Source organism: Vibrio sp. 10N.222.49.A3 (assembly GCF_041475145.1).
Lineage (GTDB): Bacteria > Pseudomonadota > Gammaproteobacteria > Enterobacterales > Vibrionaceae > Vibrio > Vibrio tasmaniensis_A.
Map to the genome: position 1 here is coordinate 1 of NZ_JBFRVM010000023.1, position 19,535 is coordinate 19,535.

12 protein-coding genes are annotated in these 19,535 nt (G+C 44.9%); 9 read left to right on the forward strand and 3 right to left on the reverse strand.

Features of this window, described 5'->3' with window-relative positions:
• Together AB4589_RS04000 and AB4589_RS04005 are read left to right on the forward strand one after the other, a co-directional pair.
• On the forward strand, positions 1–1,554 hold a 1,554-nt coding region (locus AB4589_RS04000; protein WP_372099437.1), incomplete at its 5' end, for an ABC transporter ATP-binding protein.
• Complete coding sequence (locus AB4589_RS04005; RefSeq protein ID WP_017100918.1) at positions 1,551–2,390, forward strand: energy-coupling factor transporter transmembrane protein EcfT; 840 nt, start codon at positions 1,551–1,553, stop codon at positions 2,388–2,390. The genes AB4589_RS04000 and AB4589_RS04005, both read left to right, overlap by 4 nt.
• A gap of 152 nt (positions 2,391–2,542) precedes the next feature.
• Here the strand turns inward: AB4589_RS04005 and glgB are convergent, their stop codons facing one another.
• From glgB to AB4589_RS04020, 3 genes are all read right to left on the reverse strand, one after another.
• Positions 2,543–4,723 (reverse strand): 1,4-alpha-glucan branching protein GlgB, encoded by a 2,181-nt coding sequence (glgB, locus tag AB4589_RS04010; RefSeq protein ID WP_017100917.1) that lies wholly within the window; start codon positions 4,721–4,723, stop codon positions 2,543–2,545.
• 175 nt (positions 4,724–4,898) lie between these two features.
• Complete coding sequence (gene malQ / locus AB4589_RS04015; protein WP_017096249.1) at positions 4,899–7,079, reverse strand: 4-alpha-glucanotransferase; 2,181 nt, start codon at positions 7,077–7,079, stop codon at positions 4,899–4,901.
• 176 nt (positions 7,080–7,255) lie between these two features.
• The gene (locus tag AB4589_RS04020; RefSeq protein ID WP_009845842.1) at positions 7,256–9,709 is read right to left on the reverse strand and encodes a glycogen/starch/alpha-glucan phosphorylase; all 2,454 of its coding nucleotides are present in this window, start codon (positions 9,707–9,709) and stop codon (positions 7,256–7,258) included.
• Positions 9,710–10,275: 566 nt separating this feature from the next.
• Between AB4589_RS04020 and malT the strand changes: the two genes are divergently transcribed.
• The 7 genes from malT to sstT all read left to right on the forward strand — a co-directional run bounded on the left by malT (position 10,276) and on the right by sstT (position 19,491).
• On the forward strand, positions 10,276–12,984 hold the full coding sequence (gene malT, locus AB4589_RS04025; protein ID WP_029223176.1) for an HTH-type transcriptional regulator MalT: 2,709 nt from the start codon (positions 10,276–10,278) through the stop codon (positions 12,982–12,984).
• 556 nt (positions 12,985–13,540) lie between these two features.
• Positions 13,541–14,461, forward strand: coding sequence for a DUF368 domain-containing protein (locus AB4589_RS04030; RefSeq protein ID WP_065678496.1), 921 nt, complete (start codon positions 13,541–13,543; stop codon positions 14,459–14,461).
• Between the two features lie 202 nt (positions 14,462–14,663).
• Entirely contained in the window at positions 14,664–15,104 is a 441-nt protein-coding gene (locus AB4589_RS04035) for a hypothetical protein (protein WP_065678497.1), read from the forward strand.
• Entirely contained in the window at positions 15,101–15,697 is a 597-nt protein-coding gene (locus AB4589_RS04040) for an SCO family protein (RefSeq protein WP_065678498.1), read from the forward strand. The genes AB4589_RS04035 and AB4589_RS04040 overlap by 4 nt, the downstream gene beginning before the upstream one ends.
• 114 nt (positions 15,698–15,811) lie before the next feature.
• A complete protein-coding gene (locus AB4589_RS04045; protein ID WP_065678499.1) occupies positions 15,812–16,270 on the forward strand; it encodes a copper chaperone PCu(A)C in 459 nt (152 codons plus the stop codon).
• Between the two features lie 579 nt (positions 16,271–16,849).
• Positions 16,850–17,839: a ribosome small subunit-dependent GTPase A gene (gene rsgA / locus AB4589_RS04050; protein WP_372099530.1), complete on the forward strand. Its 990-nt coding sequence runs from the start codon at positions 16,850–16,852 to the stop codon at positions 17,837–17,839.
• A 434-nt stretch (positions 17,840–18,273) separates the two neighbouring features.
• Complete coding sequence (gene sstT, locus AB4589_RS04055; protein ID WP_009845849.1) at positions 18,274–19,491, forward strand: serine/threonine transporter SstT; 1,218 nt, start codon at positions 18,274–18,276, stop codon at positions 19,489–19,491.
• Positions 19,492–19,535 lie beyond the last annotated feature (44 nt).

The window sequence follows — 19,535 nt, forward strand, 5'->3', positions numbered from 1 at the left end:
CTAACTGGAGCAGATCAGATACCTCATGCAATTAAAGGTGAGGTATCTGGTTCTTTAGAGATCAACGGCAAGAATGTGTCTGAGTTTTCAATGCACGACTATACCGAGCAAGTCGGCACAGTATTGCAAGATACTGACAGCCAATTTGTGGGGTTAAGTATCGGTGAAGATATCGCGTTCGCATTAGAAAACCAGTTGATGTCGAACATTGATATGTACCCGTTAGTTAAATCGACAGCAAAAATGGTCGACCTAGCGGATATGCTTGAGCGCTCTCCTCATGACCTTTCAGGTGGTCAAAAACAGCGAGTATCGTTAGCGGGTATTTTAGTCGATGATGTCGATATCTTGCTGTTTGATGAGCCTTTAGCAAGCCTTGATCCTAAAACGGGCAAAGCAACGATTGAGATCATCGACCAACTTCATAAAGAAACCAACAAGACTATCGTGATTATCGAGCATCGCCTTGAGGATGTTCTACATCGAGATATCGATCGTGTAATCTTAATGGAGCGCGGTGAAATAGTCGCGGATATGACTCCGGATGACATCTTAGCGTCCAAGTTACTTGAGACGCACGGTATTCGTGAACCTCTCTACTTATCTGCACTTAAAGCAGCGAAAGCCCCTCTGACTAACGAAGATAAACTTTCAAACCTCAAAGCTTTGGATTACAAAAGATTCCGCCCAGCAGTTCAAGCTTGGTTTGCTGAGCGCCCGGCACCGGTAGCAGAGAAACAGTACCAGCCTTTACTCGAAGTTCATGGCTTAACTTATTCTTACGACGGCGAAAAAAATGCACTCGAAGATGTGAGTTTCAAAATTGGTAAGGGTGAGTTTGTCTCGATTTTGGGCAAGAACGGTTCGGGTAAATCCACTATCACCAAACTCATCATGGGTGTGATAGATGCTGATTCAGGTTCTTCCTATCTAAATGGTCAAGACTTATCTGAACTTTCCATCTTTGAAAGAAGCCAGAAAGTCGGTGTGGTGATGCAGAACCCGAATCATATGATCTCACATCATATGATTTTTGATGAGATTGCTTTTGGTCTTCGTAACCGAGGTATTGCAGAACAACTGATCACAGAAAAAGTAGAGAACGTTCTTGAGCTTTGCGGGTTAAGTAAGTTCCGCCACTGGCCCATTGAAGCTCTGAGCTATGGTCAGAAAAAGCGTGTAACGATCGCGTCTATCTTAGTGTTGGAGCCTGAACTCCTCATCTTAGATGAGCCAACAGCAGGCCAAGACTACCGTAACTACACATCGATGCTGGCATTCATCCAAAAGCTTAACCGAGATTTGGGCATTACTGTTGTGATCATCTCACACGACATGCACTTGGTTCTAGAATACACCACACGTTCGATCGTAATCGCAGACAGTAAGTTAATTGCTAATGCAGCCATGACGGAAGTGTTTAGTCAGCCATCGCTTTTAGAACGTGCGAACCTTTGTACTACCAGCATTTATGAACTTGCGACTATAATGAAAATCGACGACACCAACGCTTTTATGCAGTACTTCATCGACGACGAGAGAAGCTCGCTATGAATGCATCAAAAGTAAAATTTGGCATCAATTACATTGATACCAAATCACCGTTACACGCACTGAACGGCATCACTAAATTTGTACTTTTTCTCGCTTGGGTCACTGTGGTTTTAACTACGTTCGACCTGAGATTGATCGCGTTGCTTATTGTGACTGGTTTATTCCTGCTAAAGCTCACCAATGTGCCTGTGCGCGTTTATAAGCCTTTGTTATTGGGAACGGTGAGTGTATTAAGCCTAAATGCTTTGTTCATGTATCTGCTTGCTCCACAGCAAGGTACAGAGCTCATCGGCAGCGAGACTCTATTGCTGACACTGCCGAGTAACTACTCGTTGAGCCAAGAGACTCTGTTTTATTTAATCACTGTCACGCTCAAATACATGAGCATGTTCCCGATAGCGTTAATATTCGTCTTTACCACGCACCCGACCGAGTTTGCCGCAAGCCTCAACCGTATTGGCGTTCCATACAAAATCGCCTACGCGGTCAGCTTAACACTGCGTTATTTACCTGAAGTTAAAAAAGACTTCATCAATATCATGCACGCGCAACAGGCTCGTGGCGTTGAACTATCGAAGAAAGCACCTTTACTCACTCGCATCAAAAACGTTGCTAAGGTTCTAGGTCCGCTCATTTTTTCTAGCTTAGACCGTGCAGACGAGATTTCAAACGCAATGACGTTACGAGGTTTTGGCAGACATAAGTCACGGACTTGGTATAGCTATGCGCCTTTGAAACGTATCGATTATGTTTGGCTAATGGTTATCGCCTTTATCGTTGTGTTAGCGATCGTAAAGCGTGTTTTAGAACCACAATTATTCTGGTATCCATTTTAGGTTTTTCATTGAAAGCATCGCTTAAATAACGTGCTGTATAATGTTCTACTTAACGAAATTCAAGCCGTTTTAGAGTGAAAATCGAAACAAAAAAAGGGAGCCTCAGGGCTCCCTTTGTCGTCTTTGTGATCACTTACTTACTGTGATTGTTATTAGTTTAATTTGTAAAACACCGTTGATAGTGGTGGCAAACGCAGCTCAATCGACGTATCCAAACCTTCGCTTGCTATTGATTCAACCTGAGCAACCTGCTTCACTTCAAAACCGCTGCCTGCGTAATCAGCCGAGTCAGTATTCAGCAATAGCGAGTACTGGCCTTGGGCTGGAACACCTAAGCGGAAACGCTCATGAGGAACGGGCGTAAAGTTAGAAACAACCAATACTCGTTCACCCAACTCACTAATACGTTCATGAGCTAAGATACTTGCTTCAGCAGAATCTTGTAGACGCCATTCAAAACCTTTCGGGTCGAAATCAAGATCGTGCATTGCCGCCTCAGAGCGGTATAGATTGTTCAAATCTTTCGTTAAGCGTTGAACACCTTGATGGCGTTCATATTCCAACAAGAACCACTGCAGTTGATCATCATGATTCCATTCAGCCGTTTGACCGAATTCAGCGCCCATGAAGTTCAGCTTTTTACCCGGTTGTGCATACATGTAACCCATGTAAGCGCGTAGGTTAGCCGTTTGCTGCCACTCATCACCCGGCATCTTGTTGTGGATAGAGCCTTTACCGTAAACCACCTCATCGTGAGACAGAGACAATACGTAGTTTTCGCTGTGAGCATAAACCAACGGGAAGGTAATCGTATCGTGGTGATATTTACGGTTGATTGGATCTTCTTGAATGTAAGACAAGCTATCGTGCATCCAACCCATGTTCCACTTAAAACCGAAGCCTAAACCGCCCATAAAGGTTGGTGCTGAAACACCCGGGAAAGCCGTCGATTCTTCAGCAATTGTCATCGCATTCGGGAAGTGTTTGTACACTTCTTCGTTCATCCACTTAAGGGTCGCGATGGCGTCGTAATTTTCATTGCCGCCGTCTACATTCGGAATCCATTGATCATGGCTACGCGAGTAATCGAGGTACAACATCGAAGCAACAGCATCAACACGAATGCCATCGATATGGAATTGTTCGAACCAGTACAATGCATTTGCTACTAAGAAGCGACGAACATGCTCTTTACCTAAGTCGTAAATGTACGAGTTCCAATCTTGGTGCCAACCACGGCGTGGATCTGGATCATGGAACAAAGGCGTTCCATCAAAGTTAGCTAAGCCGTGATCATCACTTGGAAAGTGTGCAGGAACCCAGTCCAGAACAACACCTAAACCGGCTTGGTGACATTGGTCGACGAAGAATTTGAAATCATCTGGAGAACCAAAACGACTTGTTGGCGCAAACAAGCCTATTGGCTGATAACCCCAAGAGCCGTAAAACGGGTGCTCTGAAACCGGCATCAACTCTACGTGTGTGTAACCGAGATCCGTTAGATATGGGATTAGCTCTGCCGCTAGCTCACGGTAGTTTAGGAATTCACCTTCAGCATTGCGCTTCCAAGAGCCGGCATGCAATTCATAGAATGAAAGGGCTTCTTTGCGCTTTTGCGTCACTGGGCGATTCTGCCATTGAGAATCTTGCCACTGGTAGCGAGCGTGATCGTAAGTCACAGATGAAAATGATGGGTACTGCTCAGAGTAGAAACCCCATGGGTCAGCTTTATGTGGCAAGCCTTCGCCATCAGGCCCTTTTAATTCAAACTTGTATTGTGCGCCTTCTTCCAGATCAGGAATAAATAAGCCCCACATACCATAATCTAGACGCTGCATTGGGTGGCGACGACCATCCCAAGCGTTGAAGTTACCCACCAAGCTAGCCGCTGTTGCATGCGGTGCGTACACCAAGAAACGCGTGCCTGAAATCGTCTGTCCATCACGCTCTAGCGTAATAAACTGAGCTCCCATGTGATGATACATATCTTTAGGTGTATGAAGATCCTCATAACTCGCGTACAGATCATGGTATTGGTATGGATCATCGATGATCTGCTCTACTCCATTCCAATCAACCGCAAGCTTGTAGTGAGTAAAACGTAAGTCTCTTTCTTGCTTAAGAATGAAACCACTTTCACCCTCTCGCGCTAACTTAATACGAGGTTCCTTTCCAACAATCAACTCGACTTTATCTGCCCCAGGAATCCACACTCGTAATGAACCTTGTTCAGAAGGTAAGTATGGCCCTAAAAACGCAAATGGATCTGTGAAGCAAGCCTGTGATAGTTGGGTATATATTTGTTTTTGCTTTGAAATCGAACTTAGTTCCAAAACGCTTCTCCCTAACCAAACATCCAAAAAACATAATACAAAAATGCCCGCTATTAGTGCGGGCAATATAACGACGGTTTATTCTACCAGATGAGCATTCAATATTGAGTGACCGAGGTTGTAGTTTCGTACGGCGTAAGCAAAAAACCACCTCTTTTCAAGCCACTCGACTCCATTACTTAGCTGCTTTTTCTCGTACATCAGTTAGCTTAGATGCGATACGATTCACGCCTTCATGAGCGAAGATTTCGTCCAAGTTCATTGATAGTTTACGACGCCAGTTAGGGTACTCATCGACCGTACCAGGGATGTTAACGGGCTTATCCATCTCTAGCCAATCTTCCAACTGAACACTCAGGAGTGTTGAGCCACCAGCCGCAACGTGCAACTGAAGCGCTTCAGCAAGATAAGAATCCATCGGCACTTGACTTGCATCACGCCCAACACCTTCAGGTAGGAAGCCGTGCCATGCCACTGAGTCTAAGATACCTTGCTTGCACTCCAAGCGGTTATCGAACAAAGTTTCTAGCTGTTGTGCGTCTGGGTATAAACCAATCTCTTGACCCATTTTCAAGTCATCACAGTGCCAGAAGCCGCGAAGCGTTGGCATATCGTGAGTACACAGTGCTGCCATCGATTGTGACGCGTAGTGCTTCGGAGAAATAAAACCACCGTCATTTTCTGATGTTTCGAAGAAGAAGACTTTGTAAGAATGCACGCCAGCATCAGCAAGGATGTCTACGATTTCATCCGGTACCGTGCCTAAGTCTTCACCGATAACGCTGCATTGGTAACGGTGAGATTCAAGCGCCAGAATAGACAGCATGTCTTGCACTGGGTAGTAGATGTACGCACCTTTCGTTGCGTTCTCACCCTTTGGAATCCACCACAAACGCAGCAGACCTAAAACATGGTCAATACGCAATGCACCACAGTGCTTCATGTTGGCACGAAGTAGTTTGATGTAAGCGTCGTAGCCGGTTTCTTGAAGTACTTCTGGGTTTAGTGGCGGTAAGCCCCAGTTTTGGCCTAGAGGACCAAGAATATCCGGTGGAGCACCAATGCTCGCATCCATCACTAGGTTGCCTTCATCAGCCCATGTCTCGCTGCCTGAATCTGCAACGCCTACCGCTAAGTCACGGTACAGTCCAACCGCCATGCCTTTCTCTTCAGCAAGAGACTGTGCATCGTTGATTTGGCAATCGGCTAACCATTGTAGGTACATATAGAGATGCACTTGATCTAGGTTATCTTTGATGTATTTCTGGGTCGCAGGGCTTTCAAATGTACGGAATTTCTCTGGGAATACAGGCCAGCCCCACATACCTGAATCTTCAGCATGCAGTTCACCGTGCAGAGCATCAAACGCCGCTTGATGCATCAGGCTTTCACCGCCCTCTTCAACGAACGCTAAGAACGCTTGTGCGCGGTCGCTGTTTTTGTCTAGATGACGAGTCTTAAATTCTGCGAATAGCAGAGGTAAGATGCTCATCTTCAGCTCAGACACTTCAGTGTAATTCACCCAGTGCGCTTCACGAGCTTTCTGTAGGCGCTGCTGGAACTCGGCGCTGCCTACCGTTTGTTGCGCTTCCGCGCTTAATGCGAACTCAGGAACTGAACTCACATCAATGTATAAGACGTTCAACCAACGACGTGAAGACGGGCTGTATGGGCTCGCACCTTCCGGGTTTGCAGGGAACAGTGAGTGAATTGGGTTTAGACCAACAAAGTCACCACCGCGAGACGCGATATCCGAAACAAGCTGTTTTAGGTCACCGAAATCACCAATACCCCAGTTGTGCTGAGTTCTTAGCGTGTACAGTTGAACACTTGGTCCCCAAAGCTTTTTGCCTTGCTCAATGGGTGACTGCTTGAAGCACGCTTTTGGCGTAATAATCAACGTCATCTCGTAAGGTTTCTTACGGCGCTTACGACTCACAATGAGCTTGTGATAACCCCATGCCAAATCACTTGGCAATGCAAACACTAAAGGGCCACCCTCGGCACGCTCGTCACGAACGACTTGAGATTGAAGATAGCCTTCAAGTACCTCTCCTTGCTCGGTTTCTAAGCGCCAGCTGAACTCACTTTCACGAGCACTCACACCCAGATTGAGTGTCACTTCTACTGGCTCACCGTCACGCAAGACAAGAACCGGGTCTAATACATCTTTTCTGTGCTTTCTTTCTGCAGATTTAAGCAGTGCATCATCGCTGCTTGTATCGTAGCCCAATGAAGCCAATAGAGACGTAATCGTCTCTTCTGATACTTGTGCTTCATCGCCCCACGCACTAACGTAACTATCGGCAATATTTGCCATTTCTGCGACTTGTTTTAATACGGTCTGTTCTTTCATCGCTCTCTCCGAAAACGTTCTGACGCTTTCAATTTTTGTAGGGTTGTCTATTTAATTTTTACTAATCAATTAGCTTGTGACAATCAGTTTGTAAGCATTGCTATCTGAATAAGCCGTCTATTTGCTCACAAGCTAATTGAGCCAAGGCAGAAACTGCCTTGGCTACTTTGCAACTATTAACGGTTAACCGCTTCAAGTTTCCAAATGTTGTTCACGTAGTCGCGAATTGAGCGGTCTGATGTGAACTTACCAACCAATGCCGTGTTAAGAATCGCTTTCTTAGCCCAACCAGCTTGGTCTTTGTATTGTGTGCCCATGTCTTCGTGTGCTTTCACATAAGATGCGAAGTCAGCAAGACATAGGTAAGGGTCACCACCGTCTAATAGGCTATCAAACGTTGCACGTAGAAGACCGGGTTGACCTGGAGTGAACTCATCGCCAGTCAGTAGATCTAGAGATGCTTTCAATAGTGGGTCTGCATTGTAGTAATCGTATGGGTTGTAACCCTGAGCTTTCAGTGCAACAACACCGTCAACTTCTAGGCCGAAGATGTAGATGTTTTCATCACCCACTTCTTCACGAATCTCAACGTTTGCACCATCCATAGTACCGATAGTTAGAGCGCCGTTTAGAGCCATCTTCATGTTGCCCGTACCTGAAGCTTCTTTACCAGCTAATGAGATTTGCTGAGAAACGTCTGCCGCAGGGATGATGATTTCAGCCATGCTTACACGGTAGTCAGGAATGAATACCACTTTCAGCTTGTTACCAATGCGAGGATCGTTGTTGATCTTCTCTGCAATCTTGTTAACCGCGAAGATGATTTCTTTTGCTAGGTGGTAACCCGGTGCTGCTTTCGCTGCGAAGAAACATACGCGTGGCTCACACTCGAAACCAGGTTCGTTAAGAATACGGTGGTACAGAGACAGAATGTGTAGCAAATCTAGGTGCTGACGCTTGTATTCGTGCAGACGCTTAATTTGAACGTCGAAGATAGCGTTAGTATCTAGCTCGATACCCATATTCTCTTGAACCCAATCCGCAAGACGCTGTTTGTTTTCTTTCTTAACAGCCATAAATTCTTTTTGGAATTTCGCGTCTGTTGCAAACTTAGCGATGCCTTCTAGCTGCTCAAGTTTTGCTGGCCACTCAGAGCCAATCTTACCTGTGATTAGATTAGATAGACCTGGGTTACAGAACTTCAACCAACGACGTGGCGTGATGCCGTTCGTTACGTTAGTCAGTTTACCTGGGAAGATTTCGTTGAACTCTGGGAACAAGTCTTTCTTAACAAGTTGAGAGTGAAGTGCCGCTACACCATTTACTTTGTAAGAACCAATCACACATAGGTTTGCCATGCGAACCATGCGGTGGAAACCTTCTTGGATGATAGAAAGCTTCGCTTGTTTCTCACCGTCACCAGGCCACATCTTGCGAACTTCTTGCATGAAGCGGTGGTTGATTTCAAAAATGATTTCCATGTGACGTGGAAGAAGACGGTTGATCAGCGATTCAGACCAAGTCTCTAGCGCTTCTGGAAGTAGTGTGTGGTTCGTGTAAGCGAACGTATGTGCACTGATTTCCCATGCTTGATCCCAAGATAGACCTTTCTCGTCGATCAGGATGCGCATTAGCTCAGGAATCGCAATCGTTGGGTGCGTATCGTTAAGCTGAATCGTTTCTTGCTTAGGCAGATCTTCTAGAGAGAAACCTGCTGCTTCGTGACGGCGTAGAATATCGCGAACTGACGCTGCTGAGTGGAAGTACTGCTGCATTAGACGCAGTGTCTTGCCTTTCTCGTGGTTGTCGTTCGGGTAAAGTACTTTAGTGATGTTACCTGCATCGATTAGCGAGTGTTGCGCTTCGAAGTAATCACCGTTGTTAAAGCTTGCTAGTGAGAATGGTGCAATTGCCTGACATTCCCAAAGACGCAATGGGTAAACCGTGTTTGACTCGTAACCTACGATTGGTAGATCCCAAGGCATTGCTTTTACTTCCATACCTGGAACCCAAGTACGAACTTCTTTACCGTCGATGAATTCAACTTCTACATGACCGTAAAAACCAATGTGTTGTGCTAGCTCTGGACGAGCGACTTCCCATGGGTAACCTTCAACACCACGCCATGCGTCTGGTGCTTCTTGTTGACGACCATCTTGGAAAGACTGTTTGAATAGGCCGTATTCATAGTGAAGACCGTAGCCTACTGTTGGGTACTCTTGTGCAGCACAAGAATCCATAAAACATGCAGCAAGACGACCAAGACCACCATTACCTAGCGATGGGTCGCGTTCTTCTTCTAGAAGGTCAGTTAGGTTTTGGCCTAGCTCTTCCATTGCATGAGTAATCTGTTCGTACAGACCCATGCTGATCAGATTGTTACCTGTTAGACGACCAATCAAAAACTCTAATGAAAGGTAGTTAACGCTCTTCGCGTTTTTGATTTTTTCATCATTTTCAGTTTCTAGCAGGTCAAATGTTGTCAATTCTGCTAGCGCACGCCCCATCGCTAGGTACCATGCGCGGCTATCTGCGTTTTCAATCGTTGTTGCGTAAGTTGCAGATAAATGCTTTTTAACGCTTTCTTGGAACGACACTTTATCGAAAGTTTTTTGCTGAGTTGGTTTCATTTCAGAAATCTCGCTTTTAATAGTTCTAATTCATCTGTGACATATCGTGCATGGTCACCATTAACTAAACATCCTCCCGTTAATACGACTAACTAGGAGTAGATGAGAGGGCGTAGGGGGCGTACCGATGTAAGGTTAGTGATCTGACTCTCATGTTCTAACTTCGAACAAAAAGTTGGAGTGACTAAGATCACAAGCTCCCGTTCGATAACTTAACGTTAATTGATGTGAGTTTTATTTAACCGGAATAAACTGATTAGCAAATCTGAGTTTGAGATCACGAAATTATTTTCCATATCTCATCTTTTACATAAATCTCAGTGTAAGACCGAACAAAGTCACATTCACAAACCACCACGCAACGTGAGCAAAGTCCCAAATTAAGGGCGTAGAAAGCTAAAAACATGCAAGACCGCAAGGTTTCTGAGGAGAATCATAGTCGGTGCCATTTTTCTTCACGTAACATAAGCACAGACTTAAGTAATTAGGCAGATGTGATTGGGCAACTCTTTTACGGTTTTAGAATCCCCAGAACATAGGCCACGGAATAGGTGAAAAACTTCGACATGTGGATCCCTTCGAAACTGACTCGTCCCGGCCGCTTACATAATGCAATCCTACGACCTAGGGTTCTCGATCTGCTCCAGAACGCAGATTGCTATAAGCTTGTATTGTTCCGTTCTCCAGCGGGCTATGGCAAGACCACTATGGCTGCACAGTGGCTATTAGATAAGCCGAATGTGGGTTGGTACAGCATCGATGATAGTGACAACGATGCCTTCCGTTTTATCAACTACCTACTCCAATCACTCAATAAAGCGACTCAAAACTCCTGTCCCAATGCCCAAAAACTGGCAGAGAAACGACAGTTTTCATCGCTGCATTCTTTATTGAGCGAAGTATTCGCCGAGATGTCGGACTATCATCATGAATGTTTTCTTGTTTTAGACGACTACCATTTAGTCAACAATGATGACATTCAAGAAGCAATGCGCTTTTTCCTCAAACACATGCCCGACAATCTTACGCTAGTTGTAACCAGTCGTGGTACACCCCCCCTAGGTACGGCAAACCTTCGCGTTCGAGACTTAATGATCGAATTAGGTAATGACTCGCTGGCTTTTGATACCGAAGAGACGACGCGCTTTTTTAATCAGCGTGTTGCCGATGGTATTGATGACACAACGGCAGACAGTATTTGTACCTATGTAGAGGGTTGGCCTTCTGCACTTCAACTTATTGCGCTGCAAGCCCAACATCAAAAACGCACGCTGGCGCAGTCTGCTGAGTCCTTCTCCCACTTTAATCAAGCCCATCTTTGGGACTACTTGGTTGAAGAGGTTTTCGACCTGTTAGACAAAGAAACTCGACAGTTCTTGATGCAGTGTTCAGTGCTTGACCACTTCAACGACGAACTGGTTTGTGCGCTAACACAGCGTGAAGACGCACTGGGTATGATCGAATCATTAAATCGATTCGGTTTATTCATCTACCCGCTTGAAGGCGAAAAGAACTGGTATCGTTTCCATAACCTGTTTGGTGAATTTTTGGCACATGAGCGTCAAGCTCGAATCCCTCAACAAGAAGCAGAGTTGCACCGAAGTGCCGCGAAGGCGTGGATTAAACAAGACACACCACACCAAGCACTGCGCCATGCACAGCGCGCTGAAGACCCAGAACTGATCATTCAAATACTAACAGACCACGGTTGGCCGATGTTCAATCAAGGCGAGCTTTCCTCGTTAGAGATGGCGATCAAGCAACTGACTACGGATCAACTTTACAGCGACCCTAAACTGTCCATGTTACGAGCTTGGCTAGCACAAAGTCAGCACCGCTACGAACAAGTAGGGACATTATTGGAAGAGGCTGAAACACAATATCAAGCTCGAAATATTGAACTCGACACTCAACAGCAAGGGCAATACAACGCCCTACGCGCGCAAGTTGCGATTAACAGTAATGAACCTGAAAAAGCCTTGGAATTAGCAGAACTTTCGCTAAGTCAGCTGAATACCACCGTTTATCGTAGCCGAATTGTCGCCACGTCTGTTGTTGGTGAAGTCAATCACGTAATGGGCAACTTGAGCCGTGCACTGCCGATGATGCAGCAAACAGAAAAACTTGCACGCCAGTATCAAGTTTACCACCAAGCGCTTTGGGCAATTCTACAACAGAGCGAGATCTTAATTGCACAGGGTTACGTTCAAGCGGCATTCGAGCTGCAAGACAGTGCGTTCAAATTGATCGAAGAACACCAGCTAAAATACGTGCCTCTGCATGAATTCTTACTGCGTGTTAGAGCTCAAATATTCTGGTGTTGGAACCGATTAGATGAAGCGGAAGAGTGCTGTTACAAAGGCTTGGATATCCTTGGTCACCATTCGCCAAGTAAGCACCTTCACAGCTATTCAATGCTGGCTCGTATTTCACTGAGTCGCGGTGAAATTGATAAAGCATCTAAGTTTATCGACCAAATTCAGCACCTATTGCGTCAATCGACTTACCACGTGGACTGGACGGCGAACGCTTCTCTTTCTTTGATTCTTTTTTGGCAAGTAAAAGGCAATAAAGAGGCGATACGTGATTGGTTGAATGTGGCTGTTCGACCTGAATCGGCAAGCAACCACTTCTGCCAACTGCAATGGAGAAACATCGTTCGCGCTCACATCATTCTTGAGCAGTATGAAGAAGCGGAAGAAGCGCTGACTTTCCTTAAGAGTGAAGCTCAGCGTTCACATCTGATTACAGACACCAACCGAAACTTGATCGTTGAAGCCGTGTTACGTACACAAATTAACGATGAAGACAGCGCACGCGTGCTACTTGAAGAAGCGCTTCATATGACTAACCAAACCGGTATGGTCGGCAACTTCTTAGTAGACGGCGGGACTATCGGACATATCTTGGATAAGTTGAGTAACAAGCCTGGCTTAGGTGACTTAGAACGCCATCGCGCTCAACAGATCATGAAAGATATCTCGACCACCCAACGCAGCCGCTCGGTTCACTTTGATGAAGACTTTGTTGAAAACTTAGTCAATCACCCAAACATTCCTGAACTTGTGCGCACGAGCCCACTCACCCAGCGTGAATGGCAAGTACTTGGTTTGATCTATTCCGGGTTCAGTAACGAGCAGATAGCTCAAGAACTCGATGTTGCAGGTACCACCATCAAGACTCACATCCGTAACCTTTACCAAAAGCTAAACATTGCTAACCGCAAAGAAGCGATCAGCACAGCGGAGAATTTACTGCAGTTGATGGGGTACTAAACGATTCGAGATTAATTCGAGAAAAGCTTAAGCTAGTCGCCGATGGTGACTGGCTTTTTTTTCGTTTGGAGCATGGGGTTAATAGCAGATAGCTGATCATAAAGAGCCAAACGACAGACAAAAAAATAGCCAACCGCAATAATCGCGATTGGCTCTATATATTTGTGAACAAATCATAAGTTCACTAACAACGTCAGTTGGCTAGGTGACCCTCGGCTTAAGAAGGGTCAATGTATATAATGCAGTTAGCGTGCCAACTTTAATTCAGCCGTTTTATAAGCCCTGCATCGCATAAAAACCTCTAATTCATGATGCGAATTGCAAAGTGCATTTGCATAATGCAACCAAGATGCAATATCGATAGAAAACAAGTTTCAGTGCAGCCGGTGATAATAGGACACCAAGCAGTTGTATTTTAAATGTAAGGCAGATGTTCACATCAACGTATTGCCTTACAATTAAAGAGGTAATAAAGCACCTCGCCAAAGGCATATTCATACTTTTTTTACACTAAAGTTTGTATACTGCACAAAATCATCCTCAACTCTATGAAGCAATGAACTACTTAAGTACTTTTTTCAAAGGCATGGCAATGGGCTCAGCAGACGTTGTTCCTGGCGTGTCGGGCGGAACCATCGCATTCATCACTGGTATCTACGATACGCTGCTAGAAAGCATTCGCAGAATTAACCCTAGCGTACTTGGCTTATGGAAACGCGAAGGCTTCAAAGCCGCGTTTAATCACATCAATGGTTTCTTCCTAATTTCACTGTTCGCGGGCGTATTCACGAGCATTACGACATTCGCAAAATTGATTTCTTGGTTATTAGTCACCCACCCTGTTCCACTGTGGTCTTTCTTCTTCGGCCTGATCTTGGTGTCGGTTTTCCATATTCTTAAGCAAGTAGAGAAACGCGATATGATTCGCTTCGTGTTTTTGCTGCTTGGCGTTGCTTTCGCTTATAGCATTACCGTGCTTAAACCGCTGCAAATGGAGCCAACCAGCATCAACGTATTGATTGCGGGTGCGATTGCTATCTGCGCGATGATTTTACCCGGTATTTCAGGCAGCTTTATTCTGCTCCTGATTGGCATGTATGGCCCCGTGCTTGGCGCCGTTAAATCATTTCAAGTCGATGTACTTGCGCTATTCCTTGCGGGCTGTGTGATCGGACTGCTGACTTTCTCACATGTACTGTCTTGGCTATTGCGCTCATTCCGCGACTTCACATTAGTATTCTTGACTGGTTTGATGATCGGTACACTGCCGAAGATTTGGCCGTGGAAAGAAACGATCAGCTGGCGTACAAACTCTAAAGGTGAGCAAGTTCCTCTGATTCAAGAAAACTTGTCACCGTTTGATTTTGAAGCCGTCACTTCTCAACCTTCACAGCTAGTAATGGCTATTGTGATGATGCTTGTAGCGATTGCTCTGGTCCTTGGGTTAGAGAAATTTGCAGAGCGCAACGCTGACTGATCATTCTATCCATTCTCAAGCGTATTCAGAACGGATAGAACTTAGAAAGACTAAGCTCATGAACCTATGACACAGACAAAAGCGAAGCCAATGGCTTCGCTTTTTTAGTTCTACCATACGCACAAAATTACTTTTTGATACAAGCACATATTGAGGGATATGATAACATCGCCGCTCTTATAAAATTAGATGAGAACACGACATGCACTCTGCATTAAAGGTTGCTGCTCTTGGGATCGCTCTCGTGGCAGGCTTTTATGGACCGCAAGCAATTCAGCAATTTGAATCAGCGATGGAGCGAGCCTCTGCTGAGATTAACTTAGATGATTACTGCATGCTTTCCACCACATCGTGTGAGCAAAATACAGTTACGATGACACTTGATCGCGAGACGGCTCAACCTCTGGCTCCCACCAAAATCAAAGTAGTGTGGGAAGGCGCAGCCTCTGACACATTAATGCTGTCGCTTACAGGTTTAGAGATGGAAATGGGCTCGGCACGTTTTCAATTAAAAAACATTGGCAATAATACCTATGAAGGTGATGTAATTTTACCTGTATGTACTTTAGACAAGATGACATGGATCGGTGAGCTCACTGATGGTGTCGATACTGTAAACCCGGCAATAAGGATGGCAAGATGAGTAGAAATTGGTCGTTAGCATTGGTTGTCGCTTTTGTCCTTGGCTTTGGCGTTAAAAGTTATCTTGATGGGCAAAACGAAGCTCAAAAACAACACGCGGCAAAACAACAATTCTCCGCGACAACCCTTTTCGGTAAAGATAACCAGCCAACGGAAATCTTTGACCAAACCGATGACAGAGTTCGTATCGTTTACTTTGGTTTCACACGTTGCCCAGATGTGTGCCCTACTTCCCTAGCAATGTTAGCCGGAGCACTTAACCAGATTTCTGATGAAGCAAAAGCCAAGATTCGCCCGATGTTTGTTTCTCTCGATCCAGAGCGTGATGCCGCTGAAGCCTCATACGAATACGCACAATACTTCCACCCAATGATGGAAGGATTAAGTGGCCCGTTAGATGTGACAACAACGCTTGCACACAACTACGGTGTTATTTTTAGAAAGACCAAGCTTGAAGGTTCAGAGTTGGAATACACCCTAGACCACAGCTCATATTTCTATTTTTTAAAACCCGATGGCACGCTGATTACCAAAGTGCCGCATACGTTAACGCCAGCGCCAATTGTTGAAGCTATTAACACATTAACGCGCTAACGTACCAAGTCATCAGCGACGAGAAACAACGTGTACAAAAATAAAGAACTTAACGAATAAAGTTCGAACAAAAAGTCAGCTCCCAGACCAAAACAAAAAATTAAGGACAACAACATGAAGTTAAAAGCACTTGCTCTAGCAGGCTTATTGCTCACTCCTCTTGCTCAAGCGAATAACGATATTATGGTTCATGACGCGTACGCGCGCGCAACCCCGCCTTCAGCAGTGAACAGCGCGGTATTCACGACTCTGATGAACCATAGCGATAAAGATCGCGCTATTGTTTCTGCAACAACATCAGCAGCAGGAAAGGTTGAACTTCATGATGTTATCGTTGATGGCGACGTAATGAAGATGCGTCAAGTTCAAGCGATCACCATCCCTGCAAATGGTAAAGCTGTACTTAAACCGGGCAGCCTACACATCATGTTGTTTGACTTAAAAAGCAGCCTAAAAGAAGGTGAACAAATCAAAATGACACTGACCTTCGCAAACGGTGAAACACAGACCTTTGATGCGCCAGTGAAGAAAGTGATGAGCGGCATGAAAAAGATGAATCACGATCATCATTAATCAGATTCACAATCGATGAAATAATTTAAGCCACGATGACTTCTCGCCATCGTGGCTTTTTGCTAAACTGAGCTCGCTTTTTATTCAAAGCCCGACCACATTTATAACCAAGGAGAATAGAAGATGATTGTAATGAAGACACTAAAACTGGCAGTAAAAGTAGCGCGTTAATTTGTTTGGTTAATCAAACTTCAATACCGATCCACCAACACATCGTCACCCGTGACGACCGCACACTTTTACCCGGTTTACTGTTGATCGTAAGTGATCAATATCTGCATGCCTGTAGCGCATGGCTCAATCCGGGGTCCTATCTATTTGAATTCGACCCAAACTCAAAACATTTTTGACGCTCGACGCTTTTAATCTCAGCAACTCTTTTTGGTCTCATTAACTCTTGTGAGCTCATCAACAATAAGAGAGCTCACAAGAAGTTAATGCTCTCTTAAGACTTTAATGCTCTCACAAGAAAAGAAAGCTCGCACGTCTGGGTAAATAGACATGAATTCACAAAACGCATTTTCTCATCCAATGTCACTTTAACAACTTGGATGGCAACCTGTATTCCAACAACAACAACTGACACTCGAAGACTATGACCAATCCGTCATTGCTCGTATTACCGCGCACCATCGCAGCGGCTATACACTAGCGTCAGAACAAGGCGAAATCGTTCTCCCTATCCATCAAAACCAACCCGCAATGACGGTTGGCGACTGGGTAATCTTGAACTCTGAACTGCAATTCGGCCGTTTATTAGACCGTCAATCACTCTTCAGCCGTAAAGCTGCAGGTAGCCGTGTCGCCGAACAATATATCTCAGCTAACATCGACACGGTTTTTATCGTGGTTTCGTTAAATAACGACTTTAATCTAAGCCGTATTGAACGCTATCTAGCGCTCGCCAACGAAGCGCAGGTTGAAGCGGTTATCGTCCTCACCAAGAAAGACTTGTGTGACGACTACGAAGATAAAGTACAACAAGTGCAAAGCTTAGATTCTATGCAGATGATCGAAGCTGTGAATAGCCTAGACCAAGACTCAACTCAAGTTTTGTCGCCTTGGTGTAAAACGGGCAAGACTGTGGCTTTAATGGGTTCATCCGGTGTGGGTAAATCTACCTTAGTCAATTCATTACTTGGTGAGGCTGAACAAGCCACAGGTGGCATTCGTGAAGACGATAGCAAAGGCCGACACACAACCACATCACGATCGCTCCACCTGCTAACATCGGGCGGCTTACTACTCGATACTCCAGGAATGCGAGAGCTACAACTTGCTGACTGCGCTGAAGGCGTGAGTGAAACCTTTTCTGATGTCGAAGAGTTAGCCATGCATTGCCGATTCTCTGATTGTCATCATGAATCAGAACCGGGGTGCAAGATACGCAAGGCGATTGAAAGTGGAGAATTGTCTGAGCGACGATTTGCTAACTATCGAAAGTTATTGCGAGAACAAGCCCGAAATGGCGCCTCGTTAGCGGAACAACGCGCCAGCAATAAGCAGCTTTCCAAGATGTACAAAACCGTACAATCAGAAGGCCGCAATCTTAAAAAAGCGTCTGACTAAGGTTTAAGGTTTAAGGTTTAAGGTTAACAGCTATAAGCTGTATTGAAGATAACCTAACTTAAGATAACTTTAATTTAAGACAATGAGCCCCATCGTGTTAATCACGTGGGGCTTTTTGTTTCAATTTGATAATGGTGTGGTTATTTATGCACACAATGTTCTTTTATATAACCGTTTACATTTCTACATTTGCAGTGTTTTGAATCTATCAAATGAGAATCAGCAGATTTATAGCTCAATCAAAATACATTTATTTAACATTTAGCTCTAAAAACACCACATGGCGCAAACAATAACCCTAAAAGTAAACTATCCCTAGACACCCTCTAAGATCCCGCTAATATGACCGCCAATTCCGCTAGTGTATAGTTGGATTTGGTACAACTTCATAAAAAGATACATCACTATAATAAATTAACAATTGCAGGTATTTTATGCAAAATCACAACATGCTCGCCCGCATCGCTCGTGGAAATCTCGTTCTACAGATCCTTGCTGGTATTGTTTTCGGTGTCGTTCTCGCCATGGTTTCTCCTTCAGCAGCTCAAGATGCAGGCCTATTAGGTAGTCTGTTTGTTGGTGCTCTGAAAGCTGTTGCCCCAATTTTAGTATTCATTCTTGTTGCAGCTTCTATCGCAAACCAAAAGAAAGGTCAGCACACCCATATGCGTCCAATCATTGTGCTTTACCTGATTGGTACGTTCTCTGCTGCACTGACTGCTGTAGTACTGAGCTTCATGTTCCCAACCACTTTGACACTGGTTGCTGGCGCTGAAGGTGCTAACCCTCCTCAAGGTATTGCAGAAGTTCTTCATACGCTTCTATTCAAGCTTGTAGACAACCCAGTTAGCGCACTAATGAACGCGAACTACATCGGTATTCTAGCTTGGGCAATCGGTCTTGGTCTTGCACTGCACCACGCATCTGCAACAACCAAAGCGGTTTTCGAAGACCTAAGCCACAGTGTTTCACACATTGTTCGCTTCATTATTCGTCTTGCGCCATTCGGTATCTTCGGTCTTGTTTCTGCAACATTCGCAACAACAGGCTTCGATGCACTGGCAAGCTACGGTCAACTTCTAGCAGTACTACTAAGCTCAATGCTGATCATCGCACTTGTAGTTAACCCACTGCTTGTATTTATTAAAACAAAACAAAACCCATACCCACTCGTACTGCAATGTATTCGTGAATCTGGTGTAACGGCATTCTTCACTCGTTCAAGCGCTGCAAACATCCCAGTGAACATGAACCTTTGTAAGAAGCTAAAACTAGACGAAGATACTTACTCTGTATCGATTCCTCTAGGCGCAACGATCAACATGGCAGGCGCAGCAATCACCATCACTGTGTTAACGCTTGCTGCTGTACACACTATGGGTATTGAGATTGATATCTTCACTGCGATTCTACTAAGCCTTGTTGCTGCTGTATCAGCATGTGGCGCATCGGGGGTTGCTGGCGGTTCACTACTGCTTATCCCGCTAGCTTGTGGCCTATTCGGCATCTCAAACGATGTAGCGATGCAGGTTGTAGCGGTTGGTTTCATTATCGGTGTGATTCAAGATTCAGCGGAAACTGCGCTTAACAGCTCAACAGACGTCGTGTTCACTGCGGCTGTATGTAAAGCCGAGCAAAACAAAGAGCAATAAGCCTTTAGCTGCTCTGAACCTAAACAGCTCTAAGCTCTAAGCTC

What these genes read in the sequence shown, in the direction of transcription:
- AB4589_RS04040 (WP_065678498.1), top strand. Translation starts at nt 15,101, where the DNA reads ATGAGTAGAAATTGGTCGTTAGCATTGGTTGTCGCTTTTGTCCTTGGC.
- AB4589_RS04045 (WP_065678499.1), top strand. Translation starts at nt 15,812, where the DNA reads ATGAAGTTAAAAGCACTTGCTCTAGCAGGCTTATTGCTCACTCCTCTT.
- AB4589_RS04020 (WP_009845842.1), bottom strand. Translation starts at nt 9,709, where the DNA reads ATGAAACCAACTCAGCAAAAAACTTTCGATAAAGTGTCGTTCCAAGAA.
- AB4589_RS04030 (WP_065678496.1), top strand. Translation starts at nt 13,541, where the DNA reads ATGAACTACTTAAGTACTTTTTTCAAAGGCATGGCAATGGGCTCAGCA.
- sstT (WP_009845849.1), top strand. Translation starts at nt 18,274, where the DNA reads ATGCAAAATCACAACATGCTCGCCCGCATCGCTCGTGGAAATCTCGTT.
- AB4589_RS04005 (WP_017100918.1), top strand. Translation starts at nt 1,551, where the DNA reads ATGAATGCATCAAAAGTAAAATTTGGCATCAATTACATTGATACCAAA.
- malT (WP_029223176.1), top strand. Translation starts at nt 10,276, where the DNA reads ATGTGGATCCCTTCGAAACTGACTCGTCCCGGCCGCTTACATAATGCA.
- malQ (WP_017096249.1), bottom strand. Translation starts at nt 7,079, where the DNA reads ATGAAAGAACAGACCGTATTAAAACAAGTCGCAGAAATGGCAAATATT.
- AB4589_RS04035 (WP_065678497.1), top strand. Translation starts at nt 14,664, where the DNA reads ATGCACTCTGCATTAAAGGTTGCTGCTCTTGGGATCGCTCTCGTGGCA.